Annotated in this window: 26 protein-coding genes; 15 read left to right on the forward strand and 11 right to left on the reverse strand. The window is 68.7% G+C overall.

What is annotated here, in order from left to right:
* Nucleotides 1–132 precede the first annotated feature (132 nt).
* Together HLAC_RS09535 and HLAC_RS09540 are read left to right on the forward strand one after the other, a co-directional pair.
* Complete coding sequence (locus HLAC_RS09535) at nucleotides 133–990, forward strand: hypothetical protein (protein WP_015910621.1); 858 nt, start codon at nucleotides 133–135, stop codon at nucleotides 988–990.
* A 62-nt stretch (nucleotides 991–1,052) separates the two neighbouring features.
* Nucleotides 1,053–2,312: an AGE family epimerase/isomerase gene (locus tag HLAC_RS09540; RefSeq protein ID WP_015910622.1), complete on the forward strand. Its 1,260-nt coding sequence runs from the start codon at nucleotides 1,053–1,055 to the stop codon at nucleotides 2,310–2,312.
* Between the two features lie 33 nt (nucleotides 2,313–2,345).
* On the opposite strand, the gene HLAC_RS09545 is transcribed toward HLAC_RS09540, so the two are convergent.
* The 3 genes from HLAC_RS09545 to HLAC_RS09555 all read right to left on the reverse strand — a co-directional run bounded on the left by HLAC_RS09545 (nucleotide 2,346) and on the right by HLAC_RS09555 (nucleotide 5,035).
* Nucleotides 2,346–3,218 (reverse strand): SDR family NAD(P)-dependent oxidoreductase, encoded by an 873-nt coding sequence (locus HLAC_RS09545; protein WP_015910623.1) that lies wholly within the window; start codon nucleotides 3,216–3,218, stop codon nucleotides 2,346–2,348.
* 70 nt (nucleotides 3,219–3,288) lie between these two features.
* Nucleotides 3,289–4,056 carry a DICT sensory domain-containing protein gene (locus HLAC_RS09550; protein WP_015910624.1) on the reverse strand — a complete coding sequence of 256 codons (768 nt, stop codon included), beginning with the start codon at nucleotides 4,054–4,056 and terminating at the stop codon, nucleotides 3,289–3,291.
* Nucleotides 4,057–4,285: 229 nt separating this feature from the next.
* The gene (locus tag HLAC_RS09555; protein ID WP_015910625.1) at nucleotides 4,286–5,035 is read right to left on the reverse strand and encodes a competence/damage-inducible protein A; all 750 of its coding nucleotides are present in this window, start codon (nucleotides 5,033–5,035) and stop codon (nucleotides 4,286–4,288) included.
* Nucleotides 5,036–5,189: 154 nt separating this feature from the next.
* On the opposite strand from HLAC_RS09555, the gene HLAC_RS09560 reads away from it, so the two are divergent.
* Nucleotides 5,190–6,038, forward strand: a complete 849-nt coding sequence (locus tag HLAC_RS09560) for a DUF7260 family protein (RefSeq protein WP_015910626.1) — start codon at nucleotides 5,190–5,192, stop codon at nucleotides 6,036–6,038.
* A 13-nt stretch (nucleotides 6,039–6,051) separates the two neighbouring features.
* Here the strand turns inward: HLAC_RS09560 and HLAC_RS09565 are convergent, their stop codons facing one another.
* Entirely contained in the window at nucleotides 6,052–7,428 is a 1,377-nt protein-coding gene (locus tag HLAC_RS09565; RefSeq protein WP_015910627.1) for an MFS transporter, read from the reverse strand.
* Between the two features lie 293 nt (nucleotides 7,429–7,721).
* Here HLAC_RS09565 and HLAC_RS09570 point away from each other — a divergent pair, with 293 nt between their 5' ends.
* Nucleotides 7,722–8,759 (forward strand): NAD(P)/FAD-dependent oxidoreductase, encoded by a 1,038-nt coding sequence (locus HLAC_RS09570; protein ID WP_049933721.1) that lies wholly within the window; start codon nucleotides 7,722–7,724, stop codon nucleotides 8,757–8,759.
* Between the two features lie 81 nt (nucleotides 8,760–8,840).
* Here HLAC_RS09570 and HLAC_RS09575 read toward each other — a convergent pair whose 3' ends face one another.
* The gene (locus HLAC_RS09575; RefSeq protein WP_237583021.1) at nucleotides 8,841–9,119 is read right to left on the reverse strand and encodes a hypothetical protein; all 279 of its coding nucleotides are present in this window, start codon (nucleotides 9,117–9,119) and stop codon (nucleotides 8,841–8,843) included.
* A 285-nt stretch (nucleotides 9,120–9,404) separates the two neighbouring features.
* Here HLAC_RS09575 and HLAC_RS09580 point away from each other — a divergent pair, with 285 nt between their 5' ends.
* From HLAC_RS09580 to HLAC_RS09600, 5 genes are all read left to right on the forward strand, one after another.
* On the forward strand, nucleotides 9,405–9,809 hold the full coding sequence (locus HLAC_RS09580; protein WP_015910630.1) for a hypothetical protein: 405 nt from the start codon (nucleotides 9,405–9,407) through the stop codon (nucleotides 9,807–9,809).
* 77 nt (nucleotides 9,810–9,886) lie between these two features.
* Nucleotides 9,887–10,183 carry a hypothetical protein gene (locus tag HLAC_RS09585; protein WP_015910631.1) on the forward strand — a complete coding sequence of 99 codons (297 nt, stop codon included), beginning with the start codon at nucleotides 9,887–9,889 and terminating at the stop codon, nucleotides 10,181–10,183.
* A 118-nt stretch (nucleotides 10,184–10,301) separates the two neighbouring features.
* Nucleotides 10,302–11,222: a DNA adenine methylase gene (locus tag HLAC_RS09590; protein WP_015910632.1), complete on the forward strand. Its 921-nt coding sequence runs from the start codon at nucleotides 10,302–10,304 to the stop codon at nucleotides 11,220–11,222.
* A 100-nt stretch (nucleotides 11,223–11,322) separates the two neighbouring features.
* Nucleotides 11,323–11,772, forward strand: a complete 450-nt coding sequence (locus HLAC_RS09595; RefSeq protein WP_015910633.1) for a universal stress protein — start codon at nucleotides 11,323–11,325, stop codon at nucleotides 11,770–11,772.
* The gene (locus tag HLAC_RS09600) at nucleotides 11,772–12,587 is read left to right on the forward strand and encodes a DUF63 family protein (protein ID WP_015910634.1); all 816 of its coding nucleotides are present in this window, start codon (nucleotides 11,772–11,774) and stop codon (nucleotides 12,585–12,587) included. Before HLAC_RS09595 ends, HLAC_RS09600 begins: the two co-directional genes overlap by 1 nt.
* Before the next feature lie 36 nt (nucleotides 12,588–12,623).
* Here HLAC_RS09600 and HLAC_RS09605 read toward each other — a convergent pair whose 3' ends face one another.
* The 5 genes from HLAC_RS09605 to HLAC_RS09625 all read right to left on the reverse strand — a co-directional run bounded on the left by HLAC_RS09605 (nucleotide 12,624) and on the right by HLAC_RS09625 (nucleotide 15,793).
* A complete protein-coding gene (locus HLAC_RS09605) occupies nucleotides 12,624–13,106 on the reverse strand; it encodes a DUF456 family protein (protein ID WP_015910635.1) in 483 nt (160 codons plus the stop codon).
* Between the two features lie 138 nt (nucleotides 13,107–13,244).
* Nucleotides 13,245–13,826, reverse strand: a complete 582-nt coding sequence (locus HLAC_RS09610) for a DUF2150 family protein (protein ID WP_015910636.1) — start codon at nucleotides 13,824–13,826, stop codon at nucleotides 13,245–13,247.
* 84 nt (nucleotides 13,827–13,910) lie between these two features.
* The gene (locus HLAC_RS09615; RefSeq protein ID WP_015910637.1) at nucleotides 13,911–14,768 is read right to left on the reverse strand and encodes a TatD family hydrolase; all 858 of its coding nucleotides are present in this window, start codon (nucleotides 14,766–14,768) and stop codon (nucleotides 13,911–13,913) included.
* Between the two features lie 121 nt (nucleotides 14,769–14,889).
* Nucleotides 14,890–15,345, reverse strand: coding sequence for a DUF4112 domain-containing protein (locus HLAC_RS09620; RefSeq protein WP_015910638.1), 456 nt, complete (start codon nucleotides 15,343–15,345; stop codon nucleotides 14,890–14,892).
* Nucleotides 15,346–15,394: 49 nt separating this feature from the next.
* Nucleotides 15,395–15,793, reverse strand: coding sequence for a DUF5830 family protein (locus tag HLAC_RS09625; protein ID WP_049933723.1), 399 nt, complete (start codon nucleotides 15,791–15,793; stop codon nucleotides 15,395–15,397).
* Nucleotides 15,794–15,915: 122 nt separating this feature from the next.
* On the opposite strand from HLAC_RS09625, the gene HLAC_RS09630 reads away from it, so the two are divergent.
* The 6 genes from HLAC_RS09630 (at nucleotide 15,916) to trpG (ending at nucleotide 22,129) form a co-directional block, all read left to right on the forward strand.
* Complete coding sequence (locus HLAC_RS09630) at nucleotides 15,916–17,199, forward strand: tRNA pseudouridine(54/55) synthase Pus10 (RefSeq protein WP_015910640.1); 1,284 nt, start codon at nucleotides 15,916–15,918, stop codon at nucleotides 17,197–17,199.
* Between the two features lie 75 nt (nucleotides 17,200–17,274).
* Nucleotides 17,275–18,015 carry a universal stress protein gene (locus HLAC_RS09635; protein WP_015910641.1) on the forward strand — a complete coding sequence of 247 codons (741 nt, stop codon included), beginning with the start codon at nucleotides 17,275–17,277 and terminating at the stop codon, nucleotides 18,013–18,015.
* A 133-nt stretch (nucleotides 18,016–18,148) separates the two neighbouring features.
* Nucleotides 18,149–19,234, forward strand: coding sequence for an anthranilate phosphoribosyltransferase (trpD, locus tag HLAC_RS09640; RefSeq protein ID WP_015910642.1), 1,086 nt, complete (start codon nucleotides 18,149–18,151; stop codon nucleotides 19,232–19,234).
* Entirely contained in the window at nucleotides 19,234–19,878 is a 645-nt protein-coding gene (locus tag HLAC_RS09645) for a phosphoribosylanthranilate isomerase (protein ID WP_015910643.1), read from the forward strand. Before trpD ends, HLAC_RS09645 begins: the two co-directional genes overlap by 1 nt.
* Complete coding sequence (trpE, locus tag HLAC_RS09650; RefSeq protein ID WP_015910644.1) at nucleotides 19,875–21,539, forward strand: anthranilate synthase component I; 1,665 nt, start codon at nucleotides 19,875–19,877, stop codon at nucleotides 21,537–21,539. The genes HLAC_RS09645 and trpE overlap by 4 nt, the downstream gene beginning before the upstream one ends.
* Nucleotides 21,536–22,129 carry an anthranilate synthase component II gene (gene trpG, locus HLAC_RS09655; protein WP_015910645.1) on the forward strand — a complete coding sequence of 198 codons (594 nt, stop codon included), beginning with the start codon at nucleotides 21,536–21,538 and terminating at the stop codon, nucleotides 22,127–22,129. Before trpE ends, trpG begins: the two co-directional genes overlap by 4 nt.
* A 26-nt stretch (nucleotides 22,130–22,155) precedes the next feature.
* Here trpG and HLAC_RS09660 read toward each other — a convergent pair whose 3' ends face one another.
* A complete protein-coding gene (locus HLAC_RS09660; protein WP_015910646.1) occupies nucleotides 22,156–22,872 on the reverse strand; it encodes a MogA/MoaB family molybdenum cofactor biosynthesis protein in 717 nt (238 codons plus the stop codon).
* Nucleotides 22,873–22,890 lie beyond the last annotated feature (18 nt).

Consider the following 22,890-nt stretch of genomic DNA (forward strand, 5'->3'; position numbering starts at 1 on the left):
CGAAAGACGGGGCCTCGCCGTGAGGAACTGGTGCCGGATCCATCCGGCAGTTTTTGAATAAACGAATCGATCGGTGCCACGACATCTCGCAGAACCCCAACGCTTTCGTTCAGACTCGCTGTCAGGTACGGCATGCGACGCCGTCGATTCCTCGCGAGCGGAACCGCCTTCCTCTCCGTCGCCCTCGCCGGCTGCGGCCACCCCTCCGTCATCCTCGATCTGAACGAGGCGACCGCAGACGACATCGCCGACGAGGTGTCGATGACGGCCGATCCCGGCTCGGAAGAGTACGAGCTCGTCACGTCGGCGCTCGAAAACGGGTCGGCCACCCGTCGCGGACGGTACGAGCTGTTCGAACCCACCGACACCGTTCGGGTCGACGAGGCCGTCTACGAGGTCACGGAGACGCGGATCGCGAGCAGCGAGGTGACGGTGTACGAGGTGCTCATCGATTTCGATCCGGCGGACACGACACCGGAACTGGGCGAAATCGCGTTCGACGATCTCCCGGAGGTGGACCGCGAGCGCCTCGAACCGATCGTCTCCGAGACGGACCCGCCCCAGCAGGACGGCTACGACCTCGGCGTTGGCTACGGAAGTGCCGCGGAGGTCGGCAACGAATCGGTGTTCGTGCCGGAGCGGCGGTACGACGTGCTCGTTCACGACGGAGATCGGTACCGGGTCGCAGTCGATTCGCACACCGCGTCGGAGGCCGAGTACCGGTACGAGGCGACCGAGGTGGCGCCCGACGTGGAAACGTTCGCCGACCACGTCCGAGAGCGGTACCTGTTCGTGCTCGCTGGGCTCTCGGACGCCGAGCGCGAGGTCGTCGAGGAGTCGATCGACGGCGCGTACTTCGAGGACGACGACGCCTTCCGATCGGTGATCGATCGGATCCGAGCGCACGACGGGATCCGGGTGGACGACTTCTACGGGACGTGGCTGCTGGAGTACGAGGGCGCGGAGTACCTCGCCTACGTCGAGTGGTAGCTCGTCGTGAACGACGCTCGGAACGCACCGACTTTACCCGGTGGCGGATCAATCGGAGGCCGATGAACGAGACGACGCGCGAGGCGGTTCGAACGCAAGCGCGATCGCACCGGGCACGGCTGCTTTCGGTCCTGCGCGTGCAGTACCCCGACGCGCTCGCCGACCGCGGGTATCGCCTCATTCACCCGACGACCGGAGATCCCTACGCCGGAGACCGGCGGCACCTCATCGCGACCTGCCGATCGGTCGCCAACTTCGCGGTCGGCGCGCTCGCCGACGGCCCCGACTGGTGTCTCGACGCCGCCGAGCACGGCCTGCAATTCCTCCGGGAGGCGCACCGCGCCGACGACGGGGGGTATCACCTCGTCGTCGACGCGGAGGGCGAGCCGGTGGATCGGACGCGGTCGGCGTACGGCCACGCGTTCGTTCTACTGGCGTACGCCCGCGCGGTCGACGCCGGGATCGAGGGCGCCGAGCGCGACCTCGACGCGACCCGAGAGCTGATCGACGACCGGTTCCGCGACGACCGGGGACTCCTCCGGAGCGACTGCGACGCCGACTGGACCGAGCGAGAGCCGTACCGCGGCCAGAACGCGAACATGCACGCCTGCGAGGCGTTCCTCGCCGCCTACGAGGCGACGGACGAGGCGAGATACCTCGACCGCGCGCGTCACATCGCCGAGGCGATCACGGTCGACCTCGCCGCCGAGACCGACGGTCTGCTGTGGGAGCACTACACCGCCGACTGGGAGCACGACTTCGCGTACAACGTGGACGAGCCGCGCCACCAGTTCCGGCCGCCGGGGTACCAGCCGGGCCACCACGCGGAGTGGGCGAAGCTCCTCGCGCTGCTCGACCGGTACGAGGGCGAGGAGGGTGAGGATGGAGAGAGTGAGGATCCAGCCGCGACCATCGACTGGTACACCCGCGCCCGCGAACTGTTCGACGCCGCAGTCGACCGCGGCTGGTCGGAGAACGGATTCGTGTACACCCACGCGGCCGACGGGTCGCCGATCGTCGCCGATCGATACGGGTGGGCGCTCGCGGAGGCGATCGGCGCGTCCGCGGCACTGGCCGAGCGTGCGGCGGCTCGCGGCGACGCCGACGAGGCCGATCGGCTCCGGAACTGGCATCGGCGGTTCCTCGTTCGGACCGACCTGTTCCGCGGCCCGGCGGGCGTCTGGTACGAGAAGCGCCTGCCCGCGGACGCCGACGGCGACCTCGTCGCACAGGACCCGCCCGGCGTCGAACCCGACTACCACCCGGCCGGCGCGTTCTTCGAGGGGTGGCGCTCCGCGCGGGGAGAGCTGTCTGACGGGTGAGGCGGCGCTTCCCCGCTGTGAGCTAGCGAACGTTCACGGCCAGTCGGGGTCGATCCCGACGAGGTCGGCGCTGACGCTCCAGAGCCGCTCGCGCGTCTCGGAGTCGACCGTGTCGTCCGCGGGCGTCATTTCTTCCTCGCCGACGTAGCGACCGGTTCGCTCGGCGTACTCCGGTGACGCGACGAGTCGTACGAGGCGGTCGGCCGCGGCTCGGCGCGTCGTCCCGACGCCGGGCAGGAGCCCCGCGATGCGGACCGCGAGCCGGGTTCGGAGCGCGGCGTCGCGGAACAGGTTCGTCGAGGGGACGAACCCCGGATGGAGGCAGTTCGCCGTGACTCCCGCTGCCTCCGGGATCCGATCGGCGAGTTCGAGCGTGAACGCGACGTTCGCGAGCTTCGATCGGGCGTACGCCTCCAAGGGGTCGTAGCCGTCGGCGAACTGGAGGTCGTCGAAGTCGAGCGTCGCACGCCGATGGAGGTCGGAGGCGGTGACGACGACCCGGGCGGGCGCCGAGCCGGCGAGCTGGTCGAACAGCTCGCGGGTGAGGAGGTACGGCGCGAGGTGGTTCACGGCCAGCGTGAGTTCGATCCCGTCTGCGGTCTCCGTCCGCGACCTCACCGAGAGCCCGGCGTTGTGCGCGAGAACGTCGAGCCGATCGTACGATTCGCGGAGTTCGGCGGCCAGATCGCGAACCGCCGACTGGGTCGCCAGATCGGCGCGGTGAAACCGGATCGTCCCGGCCGCCGCGTCGCTCTCGGCGGCGAGCGCCTCGCCACGCTCCCGATTCCGCCCGACTGCGGCGACGGTGGCTCCGCGTTCGGCCAGCGTCACGGCCGCACGACGGCCGATACCGCTGGTCGCGCCCGTGAGGGCGATCACGCGGTCGGAAAGGTCGTTCGATGACACGGGTTGTTCGGTGATCGCGTGCGAACGGGTTAGCGGTGTCGACGTTCAACACGCCGCGGCGAGTCGACCCTTAAAGCGTCGTCGCGATGTGGCGGTCGATCCGATCGACGAGTTTCGGGCGGAACGTCCAGAACCCGTCCCACACGTTCGGCTCGTCTTCGAGGGCGACGAGCGCGACGGAGCGGGCGGCGTCCGCTCCCGGCGGCGGGTTGAAGACGACGAACCACGATCGCCGGTACGGGGACGACCGGCCTTCGTGTACCGTCACCGGGAGCGACACCCCGGGGTCCGCGTCGCCGACTCCGTAGACGTGGACGTCGACGCCGCTGTTACCGAGGGTCTCGTACACCTCGCGGGTTCCGCGTTCGTCCTGCAGTCGGGAGAGGCGCTGGAAGGACGCACGGAGCGTCCCGCCGCCCGCCTCGGCCGCGATCCGCTCGATGACGCGGGAGACGACGATCAACAGCAGCTTCTCCTTGTTCGAGTGAGGGTAGCCGCGGAGCCGGAAGGGCACCTCGTCGAGACCGGAAAGCACGTCGGGGAGCGTGACCTCGTTGAGGTCGATCGCGCCGGTCTTGTACAGGTCGGAGTTGATGAGCAGCACCGATTCGAGCAGCTCGTCGAGCGTTGACCGAGCGATCACCTCTCCGTCCTCGACGAGGAGGACGATGTCCGTGTCGGCGTCCGGGAGGTCGCGCTCGCGGATCGCGACCGACTGGTCCTCAAGCAGGGAGTCGAGCAGGTTCCGAACCGGCTCCGGCTCGGACCGGTTGACGACCACGAGCGACCGACTTGGGGCGTCGATCTCGTCGAAGAACCCGCGAAACGACTCGGTCATCGGCGGACACCCGGCGCGGATCGCCGATCCGGCGAGACGCGATGCTCTGACGAGACGCGACGCTCTGACGAGACGCGACGCTCCGATGATACGTTCGTCGTCGCCATCGCCGTGCTCCCCATCTCTGCTCTCTTTCCGGCGGTGTGCGTCGTCGACATCGTGGATCCGTGAGTGGTTCGCGTGAAGGTGGTGGCGCCGAGTGAAATAACTCCCGCACCGGGGTCGGCCGTCACTCGCTGCCCCAGTCGCGTCGCACCGGCGTCTCACTGGCGTCGACGTTCGCCAGCAGCCACGCCGCCGCCTCGTCGAGCGCGTCTTCGTCGGTCGCAGTCACCTTCAGTCGGTTGTGCTCCGCCTCGCGGTCGGGGTAACAGCCGATGGCGACATCGAACTGTTCGCCTGCCGCCTCCAGCGCGGGGACGATGTCCGACTCCGGCTCGACGGTGTAGAGGAACCGCGACCGGCGATCGCCAGCGAACTCGTCGGCGACGGACGCGAACATCGCCTTCAGCTCCTCGGGGATCCCAGGCATGACGTAGACGCCCTCGACGACGCAGCCCGGCGCGAGTCCGGAGTCATTTAAAAGTGGGCGGCTTCCTTCCGGGACCGCGGCCTCTGCTTCGACATCCACGTTGACGTCGCTGTCGGGGAGCCGCTCGCGGATCTCGGCCAGCCGCCGCTCGACCGCCTCGCGCGTCAGGTCGGTCGGAACCAGTTCGCGATCGAATGCGTCGGCGACCGCCTCCAGCGTCACGTCGTCCGGGGTCCCACCGAGCCCGCCCGTGACGATCACGGCGTCAAATGCGTCGGCGTACGCCCGGACGCATTCCGCGATGACGGCGCGGTCGTCCGGCACGGAGAGGATCCGTTTCACGGCGACGCCGCGGTCGCTCAGCTCCGCGGCGAGCCAGTTGGCGTTCGTGTTCACCGTGTCGCCCGCGAGCAGTTCGTCGCCGACCGTGATCAGCGCGACCTCCATCGCCCGATCGTAGGGGCGGCGCACGGATGTGCGTTTCCCGTCGGACACGACGCGCGACTCGTCTCCGGAGTCCTATTGAGTGCTCCACACCGGTCTTGCGCGACTCGTATCGCTATTATAAGCGTTTACGTGAGCGATAAGCGACCGATGCGGTATGGCAACGACGACCGAGCCGGCGGACGGGAGCCCGGACCTGCTGGACGACGCGCGGGAGGCGCTCCGGACCGAGCACCGGCGCGTCGGCGACGAATACGGGGCGTTCCGCGCCTTCCTCGGGCGCGTCGCGTCCGTCCCGTCGGAGCCGATTCGGACCGACGGCGGCGCGGGACCGATCGCGGGCAGTGGCGGTTCAATCGGAGTCGCCAGGGGAGCCAGCGCGGTCGGAACCGCCGGCTCCTCCAGCGCGGGGCCGCCGGCGGGGTCGGGACTCGTCGCGGTCAGGGACGCGTACCAGGAGACAGTGATGTCCGTCCCGCACTACGAGATCGAGTACGACGACACCTACCAGCGGAGCGTCGCCGAGGAGTGCGGCCCCGAACTGGCGTACGCGCTCACTCGCGGGTCGCGGTTCCACGCCGAGTGTAAGCGATCCCTGATCGACAGAGTCGAGACCGCTATCGAGGAACGCGAGCGATTCGTCGAGACGATCCGATCGGAGACGGAGTCGGTCGAGCGGGCCGCCTCCCGACTCGCCCCGATCCAGAGTGAGGTCGCGTCGACCGCCCGGACGGATTTCACCGAGGACGGATTCGGGACGCTTGACGCCTATCGCGCCCGGGCCGAGGCGCTGATCGGCGACTGCGATCGGATCGCCACGCGCCGCCAGCGAGAACTCGCGTGCTACGAGCGCGACCTCGCGATCGACGGTGATCTCGACGTTCCCACGTACCTGTATCAGGACCTCGACGCGACGTACCCCGTCTTGGCGACGGTCGGAACCGTCGGCGACCGGCTCGACGACCTGAAGCGCCGGATCGAGCGAGCGATGGCCCACGCGAGCTGATCGGGTAGGCGAGCTAGTCGGCCGCAGCCGTCGCGTCCGCCTCAAGCCCCGACCCGCTCGGCGGTCGGAGCAGGAGCGCCGCCAGCCCCGCGGCGATCGCCAGCCCGCCCCCGAGCGCGAACGTCGGGATCCAGCCGGCCGTCGCGACGAGGTAGCCGGTCACGGTGCCGGCGAAGACCCCGCCGCCGACCTTCGCGGTGTAGAGGACCGCGTAGTTGCCGGAGGAGTTTTGCGAGCCGTAGTAGTCGGCGATCACCGACGGGAAGTAGACGAACAGCGGCGAGGAGAAGAACATCGCCGCCATCACCAGCGCGACGAACGCGACCCCGGCCTCCGCTCGCCCGGCGCCGATAAGCGCGAGCCGGAACACACCGGCGAGCACGAACGAGGCGGCCATCACCTTCTTGCGGTCGAAGCGGTCGGACGCCTCCCCGAGAATCATCCGCGAGACGCCGGCAGCGACGGGTAAGAGGGTCGCCGACGCGGTCGCGACGACCGCCGCCAGCCCGAACTGCTCGGCGAAGCGCACGACGTTGGCGATGACGATCAGGTCGGCCCCGGCCATCGCGACGAACATCGCGTACAGCAGCCAGAACTGCCACGTCGAGAGCATCTCGCGGGTCGTGTACGCGCGACCGCGGAGCGACGCCGCGAGGTTGTCGCTTCGGTCTCCGCCTTCCGCTCCGTCTCCGTCCTCCTCCAGCCCTAGCCAGTCGTCCGGCGGGTCCCGGAGGAGGTACGCGCCGACGAGCGTCACGACGAGGATGGCGACCCCGACGTTCCGCAGTACGTCGCCGTAGGCGGCGGCGGTGGCGTTCGCGCGGACGTACGGGACCACGAGCGCGCTCCCGCCCGCGAACGCCATCGTTCCGACGCCGGTGGTGAGTCCCGTCCGGTCCGGGAACCACTTGACCGCGGTGTTGACCGCGACCGTGTACACGATCCCCACGCCGATCGCGCCGAGCGAGTACAGCAGGTACAGCTGCCAGAGCGTCGTCGCGTACGCGAGTCCGACGTACCCGCCGCCGGCGAGCAGGGCGGCGAGGAACGTGAGCGCGCCCGGACCGCGGCTGTCGCGCCACTTCCCGGCGGGGAACTGCGAGAGCGACTGGAAGACGACGTAAAAGGAAAACACCGCGCCGAGCGCCGGCAGGGCGAGGTCGAGGCTCTCGGCCAGCGGCTGTTCGATCGACGACCAGACGTACTGGTAGGGGCTCACCGCCGCCATCATCCCCGCGGCGGCGACGATCTGCCACCAGCGCGAGAAGCCGAGGATCTCGGCGGCTCGCCCGGCGTAGTCGACGCCGTCGTCGGCGCCGTCGTCGACTCCGGAGTCGTCCGACTCCGAGGCGTCGTCGGGGTCAGTCGCTCCGTCACCGTCGTCAGCCATCGTCACCGTCCGTCCCGCGTCCGGTCGTGTCGTGGGTCATGGGAGTGTGGGAGACCGGTCCGTCCCGCCCACCGGACCGGCTGTTCGTGTTCGCACGCTGTCGGCACGCGGAAATAAAACGCCCCGTCGGGGAGGTTCTTGCCCCCTCGTCGGCGGGAGTTCGGCGTTCGCGTTTCCGCGTTCGCGGTCTCGGGTCGATGCCGGAGTCGCTCACCGGTTGCTGGCAGAGTTGCCCCCTCGACTAAAGTGACCCCGAGCAACCGATTAAGTGACTGCGTCCCCTCCACGTGACCGTGACACACATCGGCATCGTCGGCGCGGGAGCGGGGGCGGCGGCGGCGGCGTTCACCGTCGACGGCGCGGTCCCGGACGCGGACGTGACGGTCTTCGAGAAGTCCGGCGGGCTCTGTGGCCGCGCGGCGACCCGCCGGCACGGCGAGTTGACGTACGACTACGGCGCGAACTACCTGAAGGCCGACGACGACCGCGTGGTCGAGCTGATCACGGAGACGCTCGACAGCGAGGGGCTCGTCGATATCGCGGAACCGATCTACGTCTTCGACGCCGACGGCGAGGTCTCACCGGGCCGCGACGCGGACGAGCACAAGTGGAGCTACCGGCAGGGGCTCACGCAGATCGCGAAGCGGCTGTTCGCCCGAACCGACGCGACGGTGCACCGCCGGACGCGGATCGAGACGGTCCGCCGGGTCGGCGATCGGTGGGAGGTCGACGACGCGAGCGGCGTGACGCGGGGACCGTTCGACGCCCTCCTGTTGAATCCGCCGGCGCCACAGACCGCCGACCTCCTCCGAAGTGCGGAGTGGGACTCTCCCGTCCGCGAGGCGCTCGTCGACGCGGTCGGCGACGTGGCGTACCGCACCGTCTGGACCGCGGTCCTGCACTACCCGTTCCCGCTCGACGTGCCCTACTACGGGCTCGTCAACACCGACAAGGCGCACGCGGTCGGGTGGCTCTCCCGCGACGAGTGCAAGTCCGGCCACGTCCCCGACGGTGAGACGCTACTCATCGTGCAGGCGAACCACGAGTGGTCGGTCGAGCACTACGACGCAGACCCGGCCGAAAACGTCGCGATGCTGGCGGAACACGCCGCCGATATCGTCGGCGACGACCGACTGGCGGACCCAGCGTGGACGGATTACCAGGGGTGGCGGTACGCGCAGCCGGAGACGGGCGTCGATCGCGGCCCGCTCGACTCCGCCTGTCAAGAGGGGCTGTACCTCCTCGGCGACTGGGTCGCCGGGGAGGCCAGAGTCCACGCCGCGCTCGCGAACGGCCTCGACGTCGGCGAGCGGGTCGCAGACGGGGTCTGAATCGCGGTCGGGTGCAGAAGAGAGAAAGCGAGGTTTGTCGGGCGACAATCGGTTCGACGGGTAGTTCGACTGGTCGCGTTGTCAGCCCCGGATAAAGCGGTACTCGACGGTGCCCAGCCCGGGGAAGCTGACGCGGCCGACCGCGTCACGGTCGACGCGGCGAACGAGCGAGCGCGCCAGAATCGCGAGGGCGACGACGCCGGTCAGGACGACGAGCGAGACGACCGGGTACGAGGCCGCGAGAACGCCGAAGGCGATCAGCGCGAGGAACGCGAACGAAGCACAGATGCTGCCGTCGGGCGCGACGTTGGGTCCCGGCGAGCGACCGGCGGCTGGGGGTCCGTATTTCATTGATTGCATGGATACGCGTACATCCCCCGCCGATAAAAACCTTTCATATTGCAAATATGTTCTGAGAATAGGTGACACACCACACATAGCTAAACGGTCTAAAACGGTTGTCAATGCGGAGTAACTGTTGGCATGGTAGTCGTTCGTACACTCGTAATAGATCTATCAAATATCGCTTCACTCGGCGGGAGAGGGGACACCAGAAGCCACCGAAACACGGTGTTCAGATCGGCGATGAATCGACGGAGACCGGCGATCGGAGGATTTCTCTCGTTCGCTCGCTTCCGTCCGATCATGACCCGCACACCGGCGTCCGCCGGACGAGGGAACGCCCCCTTCTGGGCGACAGTCGCCGTCGCCGCGCTGTACCTGCCGGCATCGATCGCCGCTCGCGCGCTGGTCGATCCGGTGTACGCCGCCGGACGGCGGGGCGTGCCCCCGGCGGTCGCCGACGCGGCGGGCACCCTGCCCGCGACGCTCGTCGCCGGAGCGCTGTGGCTTCTGGTCGCCGGCGGGTTCCTGTACGCCTTCGCCGCGGAGCTCGACGCGATGCGGACCCGGACCGCGTGGTCGCCGCCGGCTAAGGGGTACCTGATCCTCGCGGCCGGCTCCCTGTTGGCGCACCCGGTCACGGGGACCCCCCTTCTGTTCCTGCTCGTCCCCGGATACACGCTTCATCGCGGACTGCGAGTCCGTTAGCGGGGCGGGATCAGCGCCCACGGCCCGTACTTTTATTCCGACGCGATTCGTGATGTAGATACGAACAGGCACTGTCAATGGCACACGAGACCCCTTCTGAACGAACGGAGACGGTCGCAACGCCGGAGCGCCGCCGAGTCATCGCCGGACTCGCGGACGGAACGGTCGAGACGGTCGCGGACCTGCAGGTCCGTGGGCGGGCGGACGAGATCGCTGCCAAACTCCGCGAGACCCACCTCCCCGCTCTGGAGGAGGCCGGGTACATCGAGTGGAACCGAGAGGAAGGGACGATCAACCCCGGGCCGAACTTCGAGGAGGCGGGCGACCACGTCGCCGACCTCCCGGATCCGGACGGCGAACCGGCCGACGACTGAGTCCGCCGGCGGGCGGTTGTCTCGCCCGGAGGGCCGTCGTGGCCGGCGAGGGCGCCGTCCTGGGTCGATTGCTCGCCCGTGACGTTTATAAACCGCGGCGGGCGAGCCCAGACATCCTATGGCCGAGCCGATTCTGAAGTGGGCCGGCGGGAAGCGGCAGCTCCTCGACGAGCTGTACGCCCGGTTCCCCGCGACGTACGGCCGTTACCACGAGCCGTTTGTCGGCGGCGGTGCGGTGTTCTTTGACCTCGAACCGACTGACGCGACGGTCAACGACGCGAATCCGCGGCTGGTGAACTTCTACGAGCGGGTGCGCGATGAGCCCGAAGCGCTGATCGAGCGGCTGGAATCGTTCGACGACCCCGACGCCGACCCGGGCCCCGCCCTCCCGTACGCCGAGGAGACCGCCCGCGATCGCGACGTGGAGAGCTACTACTACCAGCAGCGTGCGCGGTTCAACAGGCGCCCGTACGAGGGCGAATTCGATTCACTGGAGGAGGCCGCACTCCTGTTGTACCTCAATCGAACCTGCTACAACGGGCTCTACCGCGAGAACGCCGACGGCGGGTTCAACGTTCCCGTGGGCCGGTACGCGAACCCCGACTGGGTCCAGCGTGACCGGATCCGGCGAGCGAGCGACGCGCTCACGGACGCGACGATCCGGAACGACGACTTCGCGTACGTCCTCGACGCCGCGGAGCCGGGCGATCTGGTCTATTTCGATCCCCCCTACGAGCCGATGAGCGCGACCGCGAGCTTCAACGAGTACAGCGCCGAGGGGTTCGACCGCGACGACCAGCGCCGGCTGCTCGACGTGGCGGCCGAGCTCGACGAGGCCGGCGTGCGGGTCGTCCTCTCGAACAGCGGCGTGATGTACGAGCCGTACGCGGAGGCGGGCTTCTCCGTCGATATCGAGGGCGCGACCCGGGCGATCAACAGCGACGCGGGGAACCGCGACGAGGTCGACGAGATCGTCGCGACCAACGTCCCCCCGTCCGAGCGCCGCGCCGACGGACAGCGCGACCTCGCGGAGTTCTGAAGGGCGGCGTCCTCGACTGCCTGTCCGGGCGCCAGCCCGATTCGCTCGGCGGCGACCACAGAGGGCTGGCTTTTTGCCCTCCCCCGCCGACGACTCGCGTATGACCGATCTCGACATCGACCTCGTCCTCGTGTCCGTGGACGGCAGCGAGGAGTCCCACGAGGCGGTCGACTACGCGATCGCCGTCGCCGCCGAGTACGACGCGAGCGTCCACGCCTTATACGTGCTCGACGAGGACGTGGTCCGCGCGATCGACCACGGCGTGGTCGACGAGGGCGACGTGGCCGACGACACCGAGGCGTTCACCGACTCCGTGGTGCGGCGCGCCGAGGCGGCCGGCATCGCCCACAGCAACTCCATCGCCTACGGGTTCTCCACGAAGGTGAAGACGGTTCACCCCGGCAGCGTCGTCCTCGACACCGCCGAGGAGCTGGAGTCGGACTTCATCGTCGTCCCGCGCGAGCCCGTCTCCGGCGACCCCGGCGAGGTGCTCGGGAAGGCCGCCGAGTACGTCCTCCTGTACGCCAGCCAGCCCGTGCTGTCCGTGTGATGGTCGGCGATCTTCCCTTCCTTCCGGCGGGAACTACCCTCCCGCCCGCGCCGTACCTCCTCGTCGTCCTGCTCGCGACCGGCGGGGTCGTCGCCGCGCTCCGCCGGCGACGACCGCGGGTCACCGGTCGCCGCGTGCTCGCGCTCGCTCCGTGGATGGCGCTCGGCTCGGCGGCCCACGTCCTCTACGTCGTCGACGCGCTCCCGCCCCTCCTCTCACCCTTCGCCGGCTCGCCGACCGTCTATCTCACGGTGGGGTCGCTGGCGGGCGCGGCGTGGCTCGTCGCCGACGCCACCCGCCCGGACCGGGTGCCGGCGGTCCTCGCGGTCGCCGGCACGCTCCTCCTCGCCCCGGTCGTCGCGGTCGCGGTCTCGACCGGGCTCTCGCCGGAGGGCGCGCGCTGGTCAACGATCGCACTCGTGCTTACGATCCCGATCGCCGGCGCCGTCTGGGTCGGTCTGACGCGACTTCGACCCGAAACTGCGATCACCGGCGGTGTCGGCGCCCTCGCCGTGTTCGCGCACGCGCTCGACGGCGTTTCGACCGCGGTCGGGACGACCCACCTCGGATTCGGCGAACGCACGCCGGTCTCGCGGATCCTGCTTGAGATCGGCGGGCTCCCGTCGCTGCCGGTGGTCGGCGAGGGGTGGCTGTTCCTGCTCGTGAAGCTCGCGGTCGCGAGCGCCGTCGTCTGGCTCTTCGCGGGGTACATCCGGGAGACGCCCGGCGAGGGCTACCTCCTGCTCGGCTTCGTGGCCGCCGTCGGGCTCGGCCCCGCGGCTCACAACCTGCTGCTGTTCGCCGTGGCGGCGTAACGGACCGGAACCCACGGACACCGTTTCTCCCCGGCGTCACAAGACGGAGATCGCAAACGCGACGGCGACACCAGCCAATATGACTGCCTGTACGAACGGGCCGGCGAAGACACCGATCACCGCGTAGACTGACTGTCGGACGGCGACACGCGGCTCGGCGCCGTTCTCATAGAGGCTACCGAGAAACACGGTTCCACCCACTCCGACGACGAGACCGATCGGGCCCATCACGAACAGCAACACGATGCCAACCAGCGTGCCGACGGCGACGGTCCGCGTCGATGCGCCACCGAGCTTTCCGGAGAGCATTCCTGACAACAGTTCCACCGCGGAGGCCAGAAGCGAGACGAGAACGAGTGCGAGCAGGACGGTGAGGCTCGGCTCGGTGAAGCCGGTGGTGTACGTGTAGCCGATAACGGTCAGTGCTGCGAGGACGCCGCTTGGCACGAACGGGACGAACGAACTGGCGGTCCACACGACGAGCAGCACGATCGCTATTTCAGCCGCGGAGAAAACCATACAGCAGTATCGTCACGCGAGTTCAAAACGGTTCATCTCGAACGAGCTTTTCAGCGGTCGTCGCAGACGCTCGATAGCCCGACAGCTCGTCGGAAGTGATCGAAACGGGAGAGTACGAAATCGAATCGACCGTCGCGCTCAGCCTTCTTCTTCGACGACTTCCGGGTCCTCGATGGCCGACTGCAGCGAGTCGAGCCCGTTGACCCATTCGGAGACGAGCCCGTACTCCAGCTCCTCGACGAGGTCGATGTCGAGAGCCTCGCCGTCGATAATTCGAGTCCCGGCCTGCACGACGTAGCCGAGCGCGGCGTCGAGGTCGTCGTTGGCCTCGGCGTCGGCGGCCGCGTGCACGAACTCGCTCACGTCGCCCTCGACGACGCCGCCGACGACGTACTCCTCGGCCGCGTAGAAGACGGGAACGAGCGAGGTCTGGACGCCGTCGATCAGCATGACCTTGTCCTCGTCGTCGAACTCCACGTCGGCGAGCACGATGTCGCGGACGGTCCGGATCTCCTCGACGGCGCGGTCCTCGTCGATGCGCTCGTCGTCGAGCGCCGCGAGCACCTTCACGACCGCGATCGCGGCGTCGTCTTGGAGGTTCAACAGGAGCCGCGCGGAGTCCTCGTTTTCGGGGTCTAAATCCTCCTCTTCGAGCCTGTCGAGCCAGTTCTGCCAGCGTTCGTCGGTATAGAACGTTTCAACGGCGTCGTCGTCGGTCATGTACCCTACGTCGCCCGGACTACTCAAATGCCTTTCCTATCGATCGCCGAGCGAGAGGGCGTCTCACCCGCCCGATGCCGGGATTCAGGTATCACGATTGAGCGTCGACTCGGTGTCGATCTCGTACACGGCGCGGGGTGTCTCGACATGAGCGCGCCGGACCGCGTCGTCGTATCCCGCTTCCAGCAGCCAGCGGACACGGCGCGGGACTGTCTTCGGACCGAGCACCATCCCCGGCTTTTCGGGGTCGTCGACGTAGTCGGTCTCCATCAGGAAGGGCTCGCCCGACTCGGCGGCGCGTTCGAGCCGGTCCTTCTCGCTCATCACGCTCGGGGTGAGTCCCGCGAGTCGCCCCTCGGCGTAATGTTTTACCACGCGCGTGGGATCGAGTCCCACCTCCTCAGCGGCGGCGGCCAGATCGGTGAGGTCCTCGCTGGCCTCGGTGTGGAGCTGGACGGCGCAGTCGAGGGCGGCACCGAGCTCGAACGCGCGCCGCGTCACGGCGTTCGACGCCGCCCAGACCGCGTCGCTCACGTCGTAATGCGGGCGCCCCGACTTCAGCGCCAGTGCATCGCCGTCGGCGACGAACTCGCTTGCGACCTCGATCCCGCCCTGCATCAGGTCGCGGGCGTCCTCGGGCGAGAACCCCCGATCGTCGACGAGCCGACTTATCAGGCCGGGATGAACGCCGAGGACGGGCCACGCGCGCCCCGGAAGCACCTCGTTTGCGGCCGCGACCGCGTCGAGCGTCTCCTCGAAGACGGGCCGGAAGTCGGTCGGCTCGTCGGGCTCGACGCCGAGGTGCCACGACGGCTTGTTTACTACGAGCAGATGGGTCCCGCCGAGCCGGACGAAGTCCTTGACGGCGTCGACCCCGCGACCGTGACGCGGATCGAGGTGGAGATGATTGTCGAGCACCGGCGTGTCGAGGTCGTCGGTCATGTACAGAGAAGGGGCCGGACGACGCTTATAAACAACGGCCGCGGGTCTCAGAGAGCGATTCGAAAGGGATTACCCGGACCTCATAGTCACGGGGATACCGGGAACCGTGAGGATCCGCTCGTCACTCGATTTCGATCTCGGTTCGCTCACCCGAGGACCGAGTCGAGCGGTCGTAATCCGTCGTGAGATCTTCCAACACCAGTTTGAAATTGCGCTTGTTGGCCTTCCAGACGATATCAAAGGCATCACCGACGATTGGGATTGTTCCCACGGCCACATCCAAGGAGATATTCGCGATCATTCTGAGCAGCGTTGTGTAGGACACACCGAGACGGGCCGACTCAACCACGATGTACAGCGAGACTCCGCCGCTGAGTACGTCTCCTGCCCCTGGGAGAATACCGAGCACTGGATCGATACCGATACGATAGCCGATTCCCGGAACGCGGATGCCCTCATCGAGAACGTACGCCACGAGTTGTATACGCTTGACCGCTGCCCGGTCAACCGACTTCGGTAGGTGCTCTATCCGTTCGTTGAACTCGGTCAGAAACTCGCTTTTCTGTCCTCCCGTCATAGATTACGTATAGTTTCCTGCCAGATAACCTTGATGTCCCCAATAGCGGCTACGTTCCGGAGCCGTCCCCATCACCGTCGCGGCCGGTAACTTTCCGAATGCACGAGGAGCCGAAGGGGCCGAGTTCGCCGGCGTCCAGCTTCACGAAGTGGCCGGTCGTGATCGTCGTCCCGCAGCGACGGCACTCGAACTCCCCTTCGCGCTGGACCACCTGACGCTCGTAGTTCACGTACGTCCCGCCGCGCTGGACCCGAAGGCGGGCGTTCTCGCGCTCGATGACGCCGCGCTTCTCGGCGGCGTCGAGGATATCGCGGGTGAGCGAGGGGCTCGTCGTCACCGTCTCGATCCGGTCGATCGCGTCCGGCAGCGCCAGCTCCTCGTGTTCGAGATGAGCCAGCAGCTCGACGCCGAGCTCCAGCTTTTCCTCGCGCGAGGGCGGATCGCTCACGCCCGGCGAAACGACGCGGACCGTCTTAAGTCGGCCGGGAGGGAGCCGGAACAGCACCCAGAATCGGCGAGTGCGCCCCGCGATGTAGTAAGACAGTTACCACGGGGGACGCTGGAGACCGTATGGACGTACTCGAGGTCGCGGCGCGGGCGACCGGGACGGGGCCGGTGTGCGACGCGTGTCTCGGCCGGCTCGTCGCCGACCGGAGCTTCGGGCTGTCGAACGCCGAGCGCGGGTCGGCGCTGCGGACCAGTCTTGCGCTCCGCGACGACGAGGACTACGAGCCGGTCGAGACGGCAGACTGCTGGGTGTGTGAGGGGCGCTGCACCGAGTTCGACGAATGGGCCGAGCGGGCCGCCGAGGCGGTTGAGGACGTGGAGTTCGCCACCTACAACGTCGGCACCCGTCCCCCGCCGCTGATCGAGGAGAACGAGGCGCTGCTCCGCGAGGAAGCCGGGCTCGACGACGACGCGGGCGAGCCGTTCAAGTCGGAGTTCAACCGCGAAGTCGGGAAGCGGTTCGGCCGGCTCACGGAGACGGAGGTGTCGTTCGACCGCCCGGACGTGCAGTTCACGATCGACCTCGCCGAAGACGAGATCGACGCGAAGGTGAACTCCACGTTTGTGTACGGCCGGTATCGAAAACTGGAACGGGACATCCCGCAGACCGAGTGGCCCTGCCGCGAGTGCAAGGGCTCGGGGCGACAGGGCGCGGACCCCTGTGATCACTGTGGCGGCTCCGGCTACCTCTACGACGACAGCGTCGAGGAGTACACCGCGCCCGTCGTCGAGGACGTGATGGACGGCACCGAGGCGACGTTCCACGGCGCGGGCCGGGAGGACGTGGACGCCTTGATGCTCGGAACCGGGCGCCCGTTCGTGATCGAAGTCGAGGAGCCGCGCCGCCGCCGGGTCGACACCGATCGCCTGCAGGCCGACATCAACGCCTTCGCCGACGGCGCCGTGGAGGTCGAGGGGCTCCGGCTCGCGACCTACGACATGGTCGAACGCGTGAAGGAACACGACGCTGCGAAGCGCTACCGCGCCGAGGTAGCCTTCGACGCCGACGTGGACGCCGACGCCCTCGCGGCCGCGGTCGAAGAGCTTGAGGGGACGACTGTCGAGCAGTACACCCCGAACCGGGTCGACCACCGCCGGGCGAGCATCACCCGCGAGCGCGACGTGTACGAGGCGACCGCCGAACTCGACGACGCCCGCCACGCGATCGTGGAGATTCACGGCGAAGGTGGGCTCTACATCAAAGAGCTGATCTCCGGCGACGAGGGCCGGACGGAGCCGAGCCTCGCAGGCCTGCTCGGCGTCGGCGCCGAGGTCACCGCGCTCGACGTGGTCGCCGTCGAGGGCGAAGACGAGCCGTTCGAGCGCGAGGAGTTCTTCCGGGAGTGACGGTCCGGGAGTGACGGCGCCGACCTCGGGCGCGGGACCAACGGGATTTATCAGACGTACGTCTGACGATAGGGCATGAACGGGAGCGACGCCGACAACGGAGGCGGCGGAGCGACGGACTCGGGCACCGACGGGGAACCGAGTTCTGGAGAGGGGGGTACTGAAACACCGCTATCCGACGGTTCGGGCGTCGACACCGCTGGCGAGGAGCCCCCACACGTCGGCGAACCCATCATCGAACCGGCCGTGGCGGAGGCGGCCGCGGCGGCGTCGACTGCGGCCGATGCGACGCTCGAAGGGGCCGACCGCGCGACGCGCCCGGACCGCGTCTCCTCGGTCCTCGTCGCTGTCGGCCCCGGACCGCACTCGGGGGCGACCGTCGACGTGGCGCGGGAGATTGCGGACGCGACCGACGCGTGGCTCGAACTCTTCCACGTCGTCCCCTCGGACGCCGCGCTTGCGGACGGGTCGGCGGGGGCGGACAGAAGCGACGCCGAGAACGATATCGAGACCACAGAGTCCGGAGACGGCGAGCGTGACGACTACGCCACAGCCGGTGAGCGACTGCTCGACGCTGCTCGCGACCGCCTCGGTGGGTTCGACCGAGTCGATCGCTGGCTCGTCGAGGACCGGTCGGCCGCGGGTGCGATCGTCGAACAGTCCCCCTACTACGACCTCGTGGTCGTCGGCGCCCCCACGACCGGCACCGTCGGCCGATTCGTGTTCGGCTCCACGACCGACACCGTGGTCGACGACGCCGAGGTTCCCGTGGTCGTCGTCGAGGCGGACGGCTCAACTGCACTCAACGCGGAGTAGGACGTTCAGTCGGTCGGCTCCCGTTTTCTCCCCCTGTTCTCGCTGCATGCTACCAATTCTTGATCCGGCGACAGCGTTATACCGATGTACATACTTGTACATTACAACGCGAAACACTACATCGGTGTACACAATGAATATCAACGACACGGTCGAACGCGTGACGGACGGGGCGGACCTGACGGTCGACGAGGCGCGCGAGGCCGCGCGGCTCGTCTTCGAGGAGGCAACTGAGGCGCAGATCGGCGCCTTGCTCGCCGCGCTCCGCGCGAAGGGGGAGACCGAGGCGGAGATCGCGGGGTTCGCACAGGGGATGCGCGACGCCGCCCGGACGATCGAGCCCGACCGGGAGCCGCTCGTCGACACTTGCGGGACCGGCGGCGACGACTACGACACAATCAACGTCTCGACGACCGCCGCGATCGTCGCGGCGGGCGCGGGCGTCCCGATCGCCAAGCACGGCAACTACTCGGTGTCCTCCTCGTCGGGAAGCGCCGACGTGCTGGAGGTCGCGGGCGCCGACGTGGAGGCCGAGCCGCCGGCGGTCGAGGAAGCGATCGAGACCGACGGGATCGGGTTCATGCTCGCGCCCGTCTTCCACCCGGCGATGAAGGCCGTCATCGGCCCGCGCAAGGAACTCGGGATGCGGACGATCTTCAACGTGCTCGGCCCGCTTACCAACCCCGCCGGCGCCGACGCGCAGGTACTCGGCGTGTACGACCCCGACCTCGTCGGGACGATCGCGCGGTCGCTCGCGCACATGCCCGTCGAACACGCCTTGGTCGTCCACGGCGCGGGGATGGACGAGATCGGGATCCACGACGAGACGGTCGCCGCCGAGGTCGACGGCGACGAGGTGCGGGAGTTCACGATCGCACCCGAGGATCTGGGCCTCGATCGCGCCCCGATCGAGGCGGTTTCTGGCGGGACGCCAGAGGAGAACGCGGCCGACCTCCGCGGGATCGTCGACGGCTCCGTCACCGGTCCCAAGCGCGACCTCATTCTGGCGAACGCGGGCGCGGCAATCTACGTCGCCGGCGAGACCGACACGCTCGCGGCGGGCGTCGAGCGCGCGGCCGAGGCGATCGACTCCGGCGCGGCCGCGACGAAGTTCGCTGCGCTTTGTGGTGACGACGAGGCAGTCGAGGGCGACGGCGAGGCGGCCTCTACCGACTCCGCGGCCGCCTCGACGACCGCCGGCCCGGAGGACGACGACTGATGGCGCGGGTGAAGATCTGCGGGCTGACGCGGGGAGCCGACCTCCGCGCCGCGATCGACGCCGGCGCCGACGCGGTGGGCGTCATCTCCGAGGTCCCGGTCGACTCCCCCCGCGAGGTCGACCCGGCGACGGCGGCGGAGCTACTCGCGGATGTACCGCCGTTCGTCACCGCGACGCTCGTCACGATGCCCGACTCCGCCGAGCGCGCGGTCGAGCTCCTACGGACGATCTGTCCGGACGCCATCCAGCTTCACGGCGAGTGGACGCCCGACGAGATCCGGTTCATCCGCGCGGAGACGGAGCGGAAGGTGTTACTCGCGGTCGACGCCGACGACCCGGCGCGGGCCGAGGAGTTCGATCGGGTCGCCGACGCGCTCGTGATCGACTCGACCGACGACTCCGGCGCGGGCGGCACCGGCGAGACCCACGACTGGGAACGAGCCGGCGACCTCGCCGACCGACTCACCTCGCCGGTGGTCCTCGCCGGCGGACTCACGGCCGACAACGTCGCCGAAGCGGTTCGCGCCGCCGATCCGTTCGCGGTCGACGTGGCCTCGGGCGTCGAACTCACCGACGGGCGAAAGGACCACAACGCGGTGGCCCGCTTCGTGGCGAACGCGGGGCGGGAGATGGAGTTGGCATGACCGAGTCGGCGACTCCGATCGATCGCTCGAAGGCCGAGTTCGTCGACCTCGCGGCCGACGCCGAGAAGCCGGCCGTGGTCCGCGCGTCCGCGTCGCTCGACGCCGACGTGACCCCGCTGGCGGCGTACGCGACGCTGGTCGGCGAGGGTCCGTACGGGTTCCTCTTGGAGTCCGGCGAGAAGGTCGCCTCCAGCGACCCCGACGGCGCGTTCACCGCCGACGGCGACGTCGACAAACACGCCCGGTACTCGTTCGTCGGCTACGACCCCGAGGCGATCGTCTCGGTCCACCCGGACCGGACGGACGTGACTCGGCTCGGCCCGGCGGCGGAGTTCGTCGGAGACGAGTCTGACGGCGATCTGGGTCCCGACGCCGGCGACGCGATCGATCGAATCCGGGCGGCGTTCCCGGACGTGAGCCTGCGCGGCTTCCCGGATACCGACCGACAGATCCTCTCGGGCGGCTTCGTCGGCTTCCTCGCGTACGAGGCCGTCTACGACCTCTGGTTGGAGGAGGTCGGCGTCAAGCGCCCCGAGACCGAGTTCCCGGACGCCGAGTTCGCGCTGACGACCCGGACCGTCGTTTTCGACGATAAGGAGGGGACCGTCGAACTCGTTTTCACCCCGATCGTCGGCGTCGACGACGACCCCGCGACCGTCTACGACGACCTCGTCGCTGAGGCGGAGCGGGTCGGCGCCGAGCTCCGGGACGCGTCCCCGCCGACGCCCGACGGGATCCGCGTGACCGACGAGTCCGCCGACCCCCGAGAGGCGTACGAGGAGGCGGTGCGGACCGCCAAACGGCACGTCCTTGACGGCGATATTTATCAGGGCGTGATCTCGCGGAGCCGCGAGCTCCGCGGCGAGGTCGACTCGCTCGGGCTGTACGCGGCACTGCGCGAGGTGAACCCCTCGCCGTACATGTACGTGCTGCGCCACGACGACCGCAGTATCGTCGGCGCGAGCCCCGAGACGCTGGTGTCGGTGCAAGGCGACCGTATCGTCTCGAACCCGATCGCGGGCACCTGTCCCCGGGGGGAGAGCCCGGTCGAGGACCGTCGGCTCGCCGGCGAGATGCTTGCGGACGGGAAGGAGCGCGCTGAACACACGATGCTCGTCGACCTCGCGCGCAACGACGTGCGGCGCGTCTCGGAGCCGGGCTCGATCCGCGTCGAGGAGTTCATGAACGTGTTGAAGTACAGTCACGTCCAGCACATCGAGTCGACCGTGACGGGGACGCTGGCGGGCGACGCCGACGCCTTCGACGCGACGCGCGCGACGTTCCCCGCGGGCACGCTCACCGGTGCGCCGAAAGTGCGCGCGATGGAGATCATCGAGGAGTTGGAGACGACCCCGCGGGAGGCGTACGGCGGCGGCGTCGGCTACTACGCGTGGACCGGCGACGCCGACTTCGCCATCGTGATCCGGACGGCGACGCTCGACGAGTCGCCGCCGGACGCGAGCGGTCCGGACGAGACCGCGGTGACCGTCCGCGCCGGTGCCGGGCTCGTCGCCGACTCCGACCCGGCCGCCGAGTACGAGGAGACCGAACAGAAGATGGACGGCGTGTTGACCGCGATCGACCGGATCCGGGAGGGCGGTGATGGCGACTCCCTCTCCTCCGACGACACCCTCCCCGCCGGCACGGAGGTCGACGAATGAAGGTCGTCGTCGTCGACAACTTCGACTCGTTCACGTACAACCTCGTCGAGTACATCTCTGACCAGCCGCTCGACGGCGAAGAGATTGCTGTCGAGGTGTTCAAGAACACGGCGTCGCTGGTGGAGATCCGGGACGCCGATCCGGACGCGATTCTCATCAGCCCCGGTCCCGGCCACCCGAAGAACGAGCGCGACGTGGGCGTGACGATGCCGGTGTTGCGCGACCTGTCTCCAGAGATTCCCACGCTCGGCGTCTGTCTCGGTCTCGAAGCCGCCGTCTACGAGTATGGGGGGACGGTCGGCCACGCGCCAGAGCCCATCCACGGGAAGGCGTTCCCCGTCGATCACGACGGTGAGGGCGTGTTCGTCGGGCTCGATCAGGGGTTCCGCGCCGGGCGCTACCACTCGCTGGCCGCCACCGAGGTCTCCGACGACTTCTCGGTGACCGCCACCACCGACCACGAGGGCGAGGAGATCGTGATGGGGATCCGCCACCGCGACCACCCGATCGAAGCGGTGCAGTTCCACCCCGAAAGCGTGTTGACCGCGGTCGGCCACGATCTGATCCGGAACTTCCTCGCCTCCGTTTAAAAGGGGCTTCGAGGGTCAGGCCGCTGTTACTCCGCGTCGTCGGTTTCTGTGTCGTCGGTCTCCACGTCGTCTCCCTCCTTCGTCCCGTTACCTCCTATCTCTCCCTCGACGTCGTCTCCGGCCTCCTCCGCGTCCTCCACGCCCCGTCCCGCGAGCCCGACGAGGTGGCCGATCTCGGGGAGGATCACCTCGTCGACGCCGATCCGGACCGCGTTCTCAGAGCCGGGCAGACAGAAGACGGGCGTGGCGGAGACGACCCCCGCGATCGCTCGCGAGCCGATCGTACGAGTCCCGATCTCCTCGTAGGAGAGCCGGCGGAACAGCTCGCCGAAGCCGGGGAGCGTCTTGGCGAACAGCCCTTTCACGGCCTCGGGAGTCACGTCGTCGGGCGTCACCCCCGTTCCGCCGGTGGTCACGACCGCGTCCGTGTCCTTCCGGCGCGCGAGCCGGTCGACGGTCCCCTGCACGCTGTCGTACTCGTCGGGGATCAGTTCGCGGACGACGGTCTCGTGGTCGGCGTCCTCGAACGCGGCGACGACGTGGTCGCCGGAGGGGTCCTCGTCGAGTGACCGCGAGGACGATACCGTGACGACCGCGATCGCGACCGAATCGGCGTCGTGGTCGTGGTGGTCGTGGTCGTCGTGAGTGGCGTCATGCTGGCCGTCGTGAGTGGCGTCATGCTGGCCGTTGTGATCGGACTCGTCGTGATGGTCGTGATCGTGACCGTCGCCGGCGTCGCTCATAGCCGATCGTTCGACGGG

Source organism: Halorubrum lacusprofundi ATCC 49239 (genome assembly GCF_000022205.1).
Lineage (GTDB): Archaea > Halobacteriota > Halobacteria > Halobacteriales > Haloferacaceae > Halorubrum > Halorubrum lacusprofundi.

Bases quoted from the DNA above. Each gene is read 5' to 3' on its own strand.
- trpG (WP_015910645.1), top strand. From the start codon at position 21,536: ATGAAGGTCGTCGTCGTCGACAACTTCGACTCGTTCACGTACAACCTC.
- HLAC_RS09630 (WP_015910640.1), top strand. From the start codon at position 15,916: ATGGACGTACTCGAGGTCGCGGCGCGGGCGACCGGGACGGGGCCGGTG.
- HLAC_RS09585 (WP_015910631.1), top strand. From the start codon at position 9,887: ATGGCACACGAGACCCCTTCTGAACGAACGGAGACGGTCGCAACGCCG.
- HLAC_RS09620 (WP_015910638.1), bottom strand. From the start codon at position 15,345: ATGACGGGAGGACAGAAAAGCGAGTTTCTGACCGAGTTCAACGAACGG.
- HLAC_RS09600 (WP_015910634.1), top strand. From the start codon at position 11,772: ATGGTCGGCGATCTTCCCTTCCTTCCGGCGGGAACTACCCTCCCGCCC.
- HLAC_RS09550 (WP_015910624.1), bottom strand. From the start codon at position 4,056: ATGACCGAGTCGTTTCGCGGGTTCTTCGACGAGATCGACGCCCCAAGT.
- HLAC_RS09535 (WP_015910621.1), top strand. From the start codon at position 133: ATGCGACGCCGTCGATTCCTCGCGAGCGGAACCGCCTTCCTCTCCGTC.
- HLAC_RS09555 (WP_015910625.1), bottom strand. From the start codon at position 5,035: ATGGAGGTCGCGCTGATCACGGTCGGCGACGAACTGCTCGCGGGCGAC.
- HLAC_RS09540 (WP_015910622.1), top strand. From the start codon at position 1,053: ATGAACGAGACGACGCGCGAGGCGGTTCGAACGCAAGCGCGATCGCAC.
- HLAC_RS09605 (WP_015910635.1), bottom strand. From the start codon at position 13,106: ATGGTTTTCTCCGCGGCTGAAATAGCGATCGTGCTGCTCGTCGTGTGG.
- HLAC_RS09575 (WP_237583021.1), bottom strand. From the start codon at position 9,119: ATGCAATCAATGAAATACGGACCCCCAGCCGCCGGTCGCTCGCCGGGA.
- HLAC_RS09565 (WP_015910627.1), bottom strand. From the start codon at position 7,428: ATGGCTGACGACGGTGACGGAGCGACTGACCCCGACGACGCCTCGGAG.
- HLAC_RS09590 (WP_015910632.1), top strand. From the start codon at position 10,302: ATGGCCGAGCCGATTCTGAAGTGGGCCGGCGGGAAGCGGCAGCTCCTC.
- HLAC_RS09580 (WP_015910630.1), top strand. From the start codon at position 9,405: ATGACCCGCACACCGGCGTCCGCCGGACGAGGGAACGCCCCCTTCTGG.
- trpD (WP_015910642.1), top strand. From the start codon at position 18,149: ATGAATATCAACGACACGGTCGAACGCGTGACGGACGGGGCGGACCTG.
- HLAC_RS09660 (WP_015910646.1), bottom strand. From the start codon at position 22,872: ATGAGCGACGCCGGCGACGGTCACGATCACGACCATCACGACGAGTCC.
- HLAC_RS09560 (WP_015910626.1), top strand. From the start codon at position 5,190: ATGGCAACGACGACCGAGCCGGCGGACGGGAGCCCGGACCTGCTGGAC.
- HLAC_RS09595 (WP_015910633.1), top strand. From the start codon at position 11,323: ATGACCGATCTCGACATCGACCTCGTCCTCGTGTCCGTGGACGGCAGC.
- HLAC_RS09635 (WP_015910641.1), top strand. From the start codon at position 17,275: ATGAACGGGAGCGACGCCGACAACGGAGGCGGCGGAGCGACGGACTCG.
- HLAC_RS09610 (WP_015910636.1), bottom strand. From the start codon at position 13,826: ATGACCGACGACGACGCCGTTGAAACGTTCTATACCGACGAACGCTGG.
- trpE (WP_015910644.1), top strand. From the start codon at position 19,875: ATGACCGAGTCGGCGACTCCGATCGATCGCTCGAAGGCCGAGTTCGTC.
- HLAC_RS09615 (WP_015910637.1), bottom strand. From the start codon at position 14,768: ATGACCGACGACCTCGACACGCCGGTGCTCGACAATCATCTCCACCTC.
- HLAC_RS09645 (WP_015910643.1), top strand. From the start codon at position 19,234: ATGGCGCGGGTGAAGATCTGCGGGCTGACGCGGGGAGCCGACCTCCGC.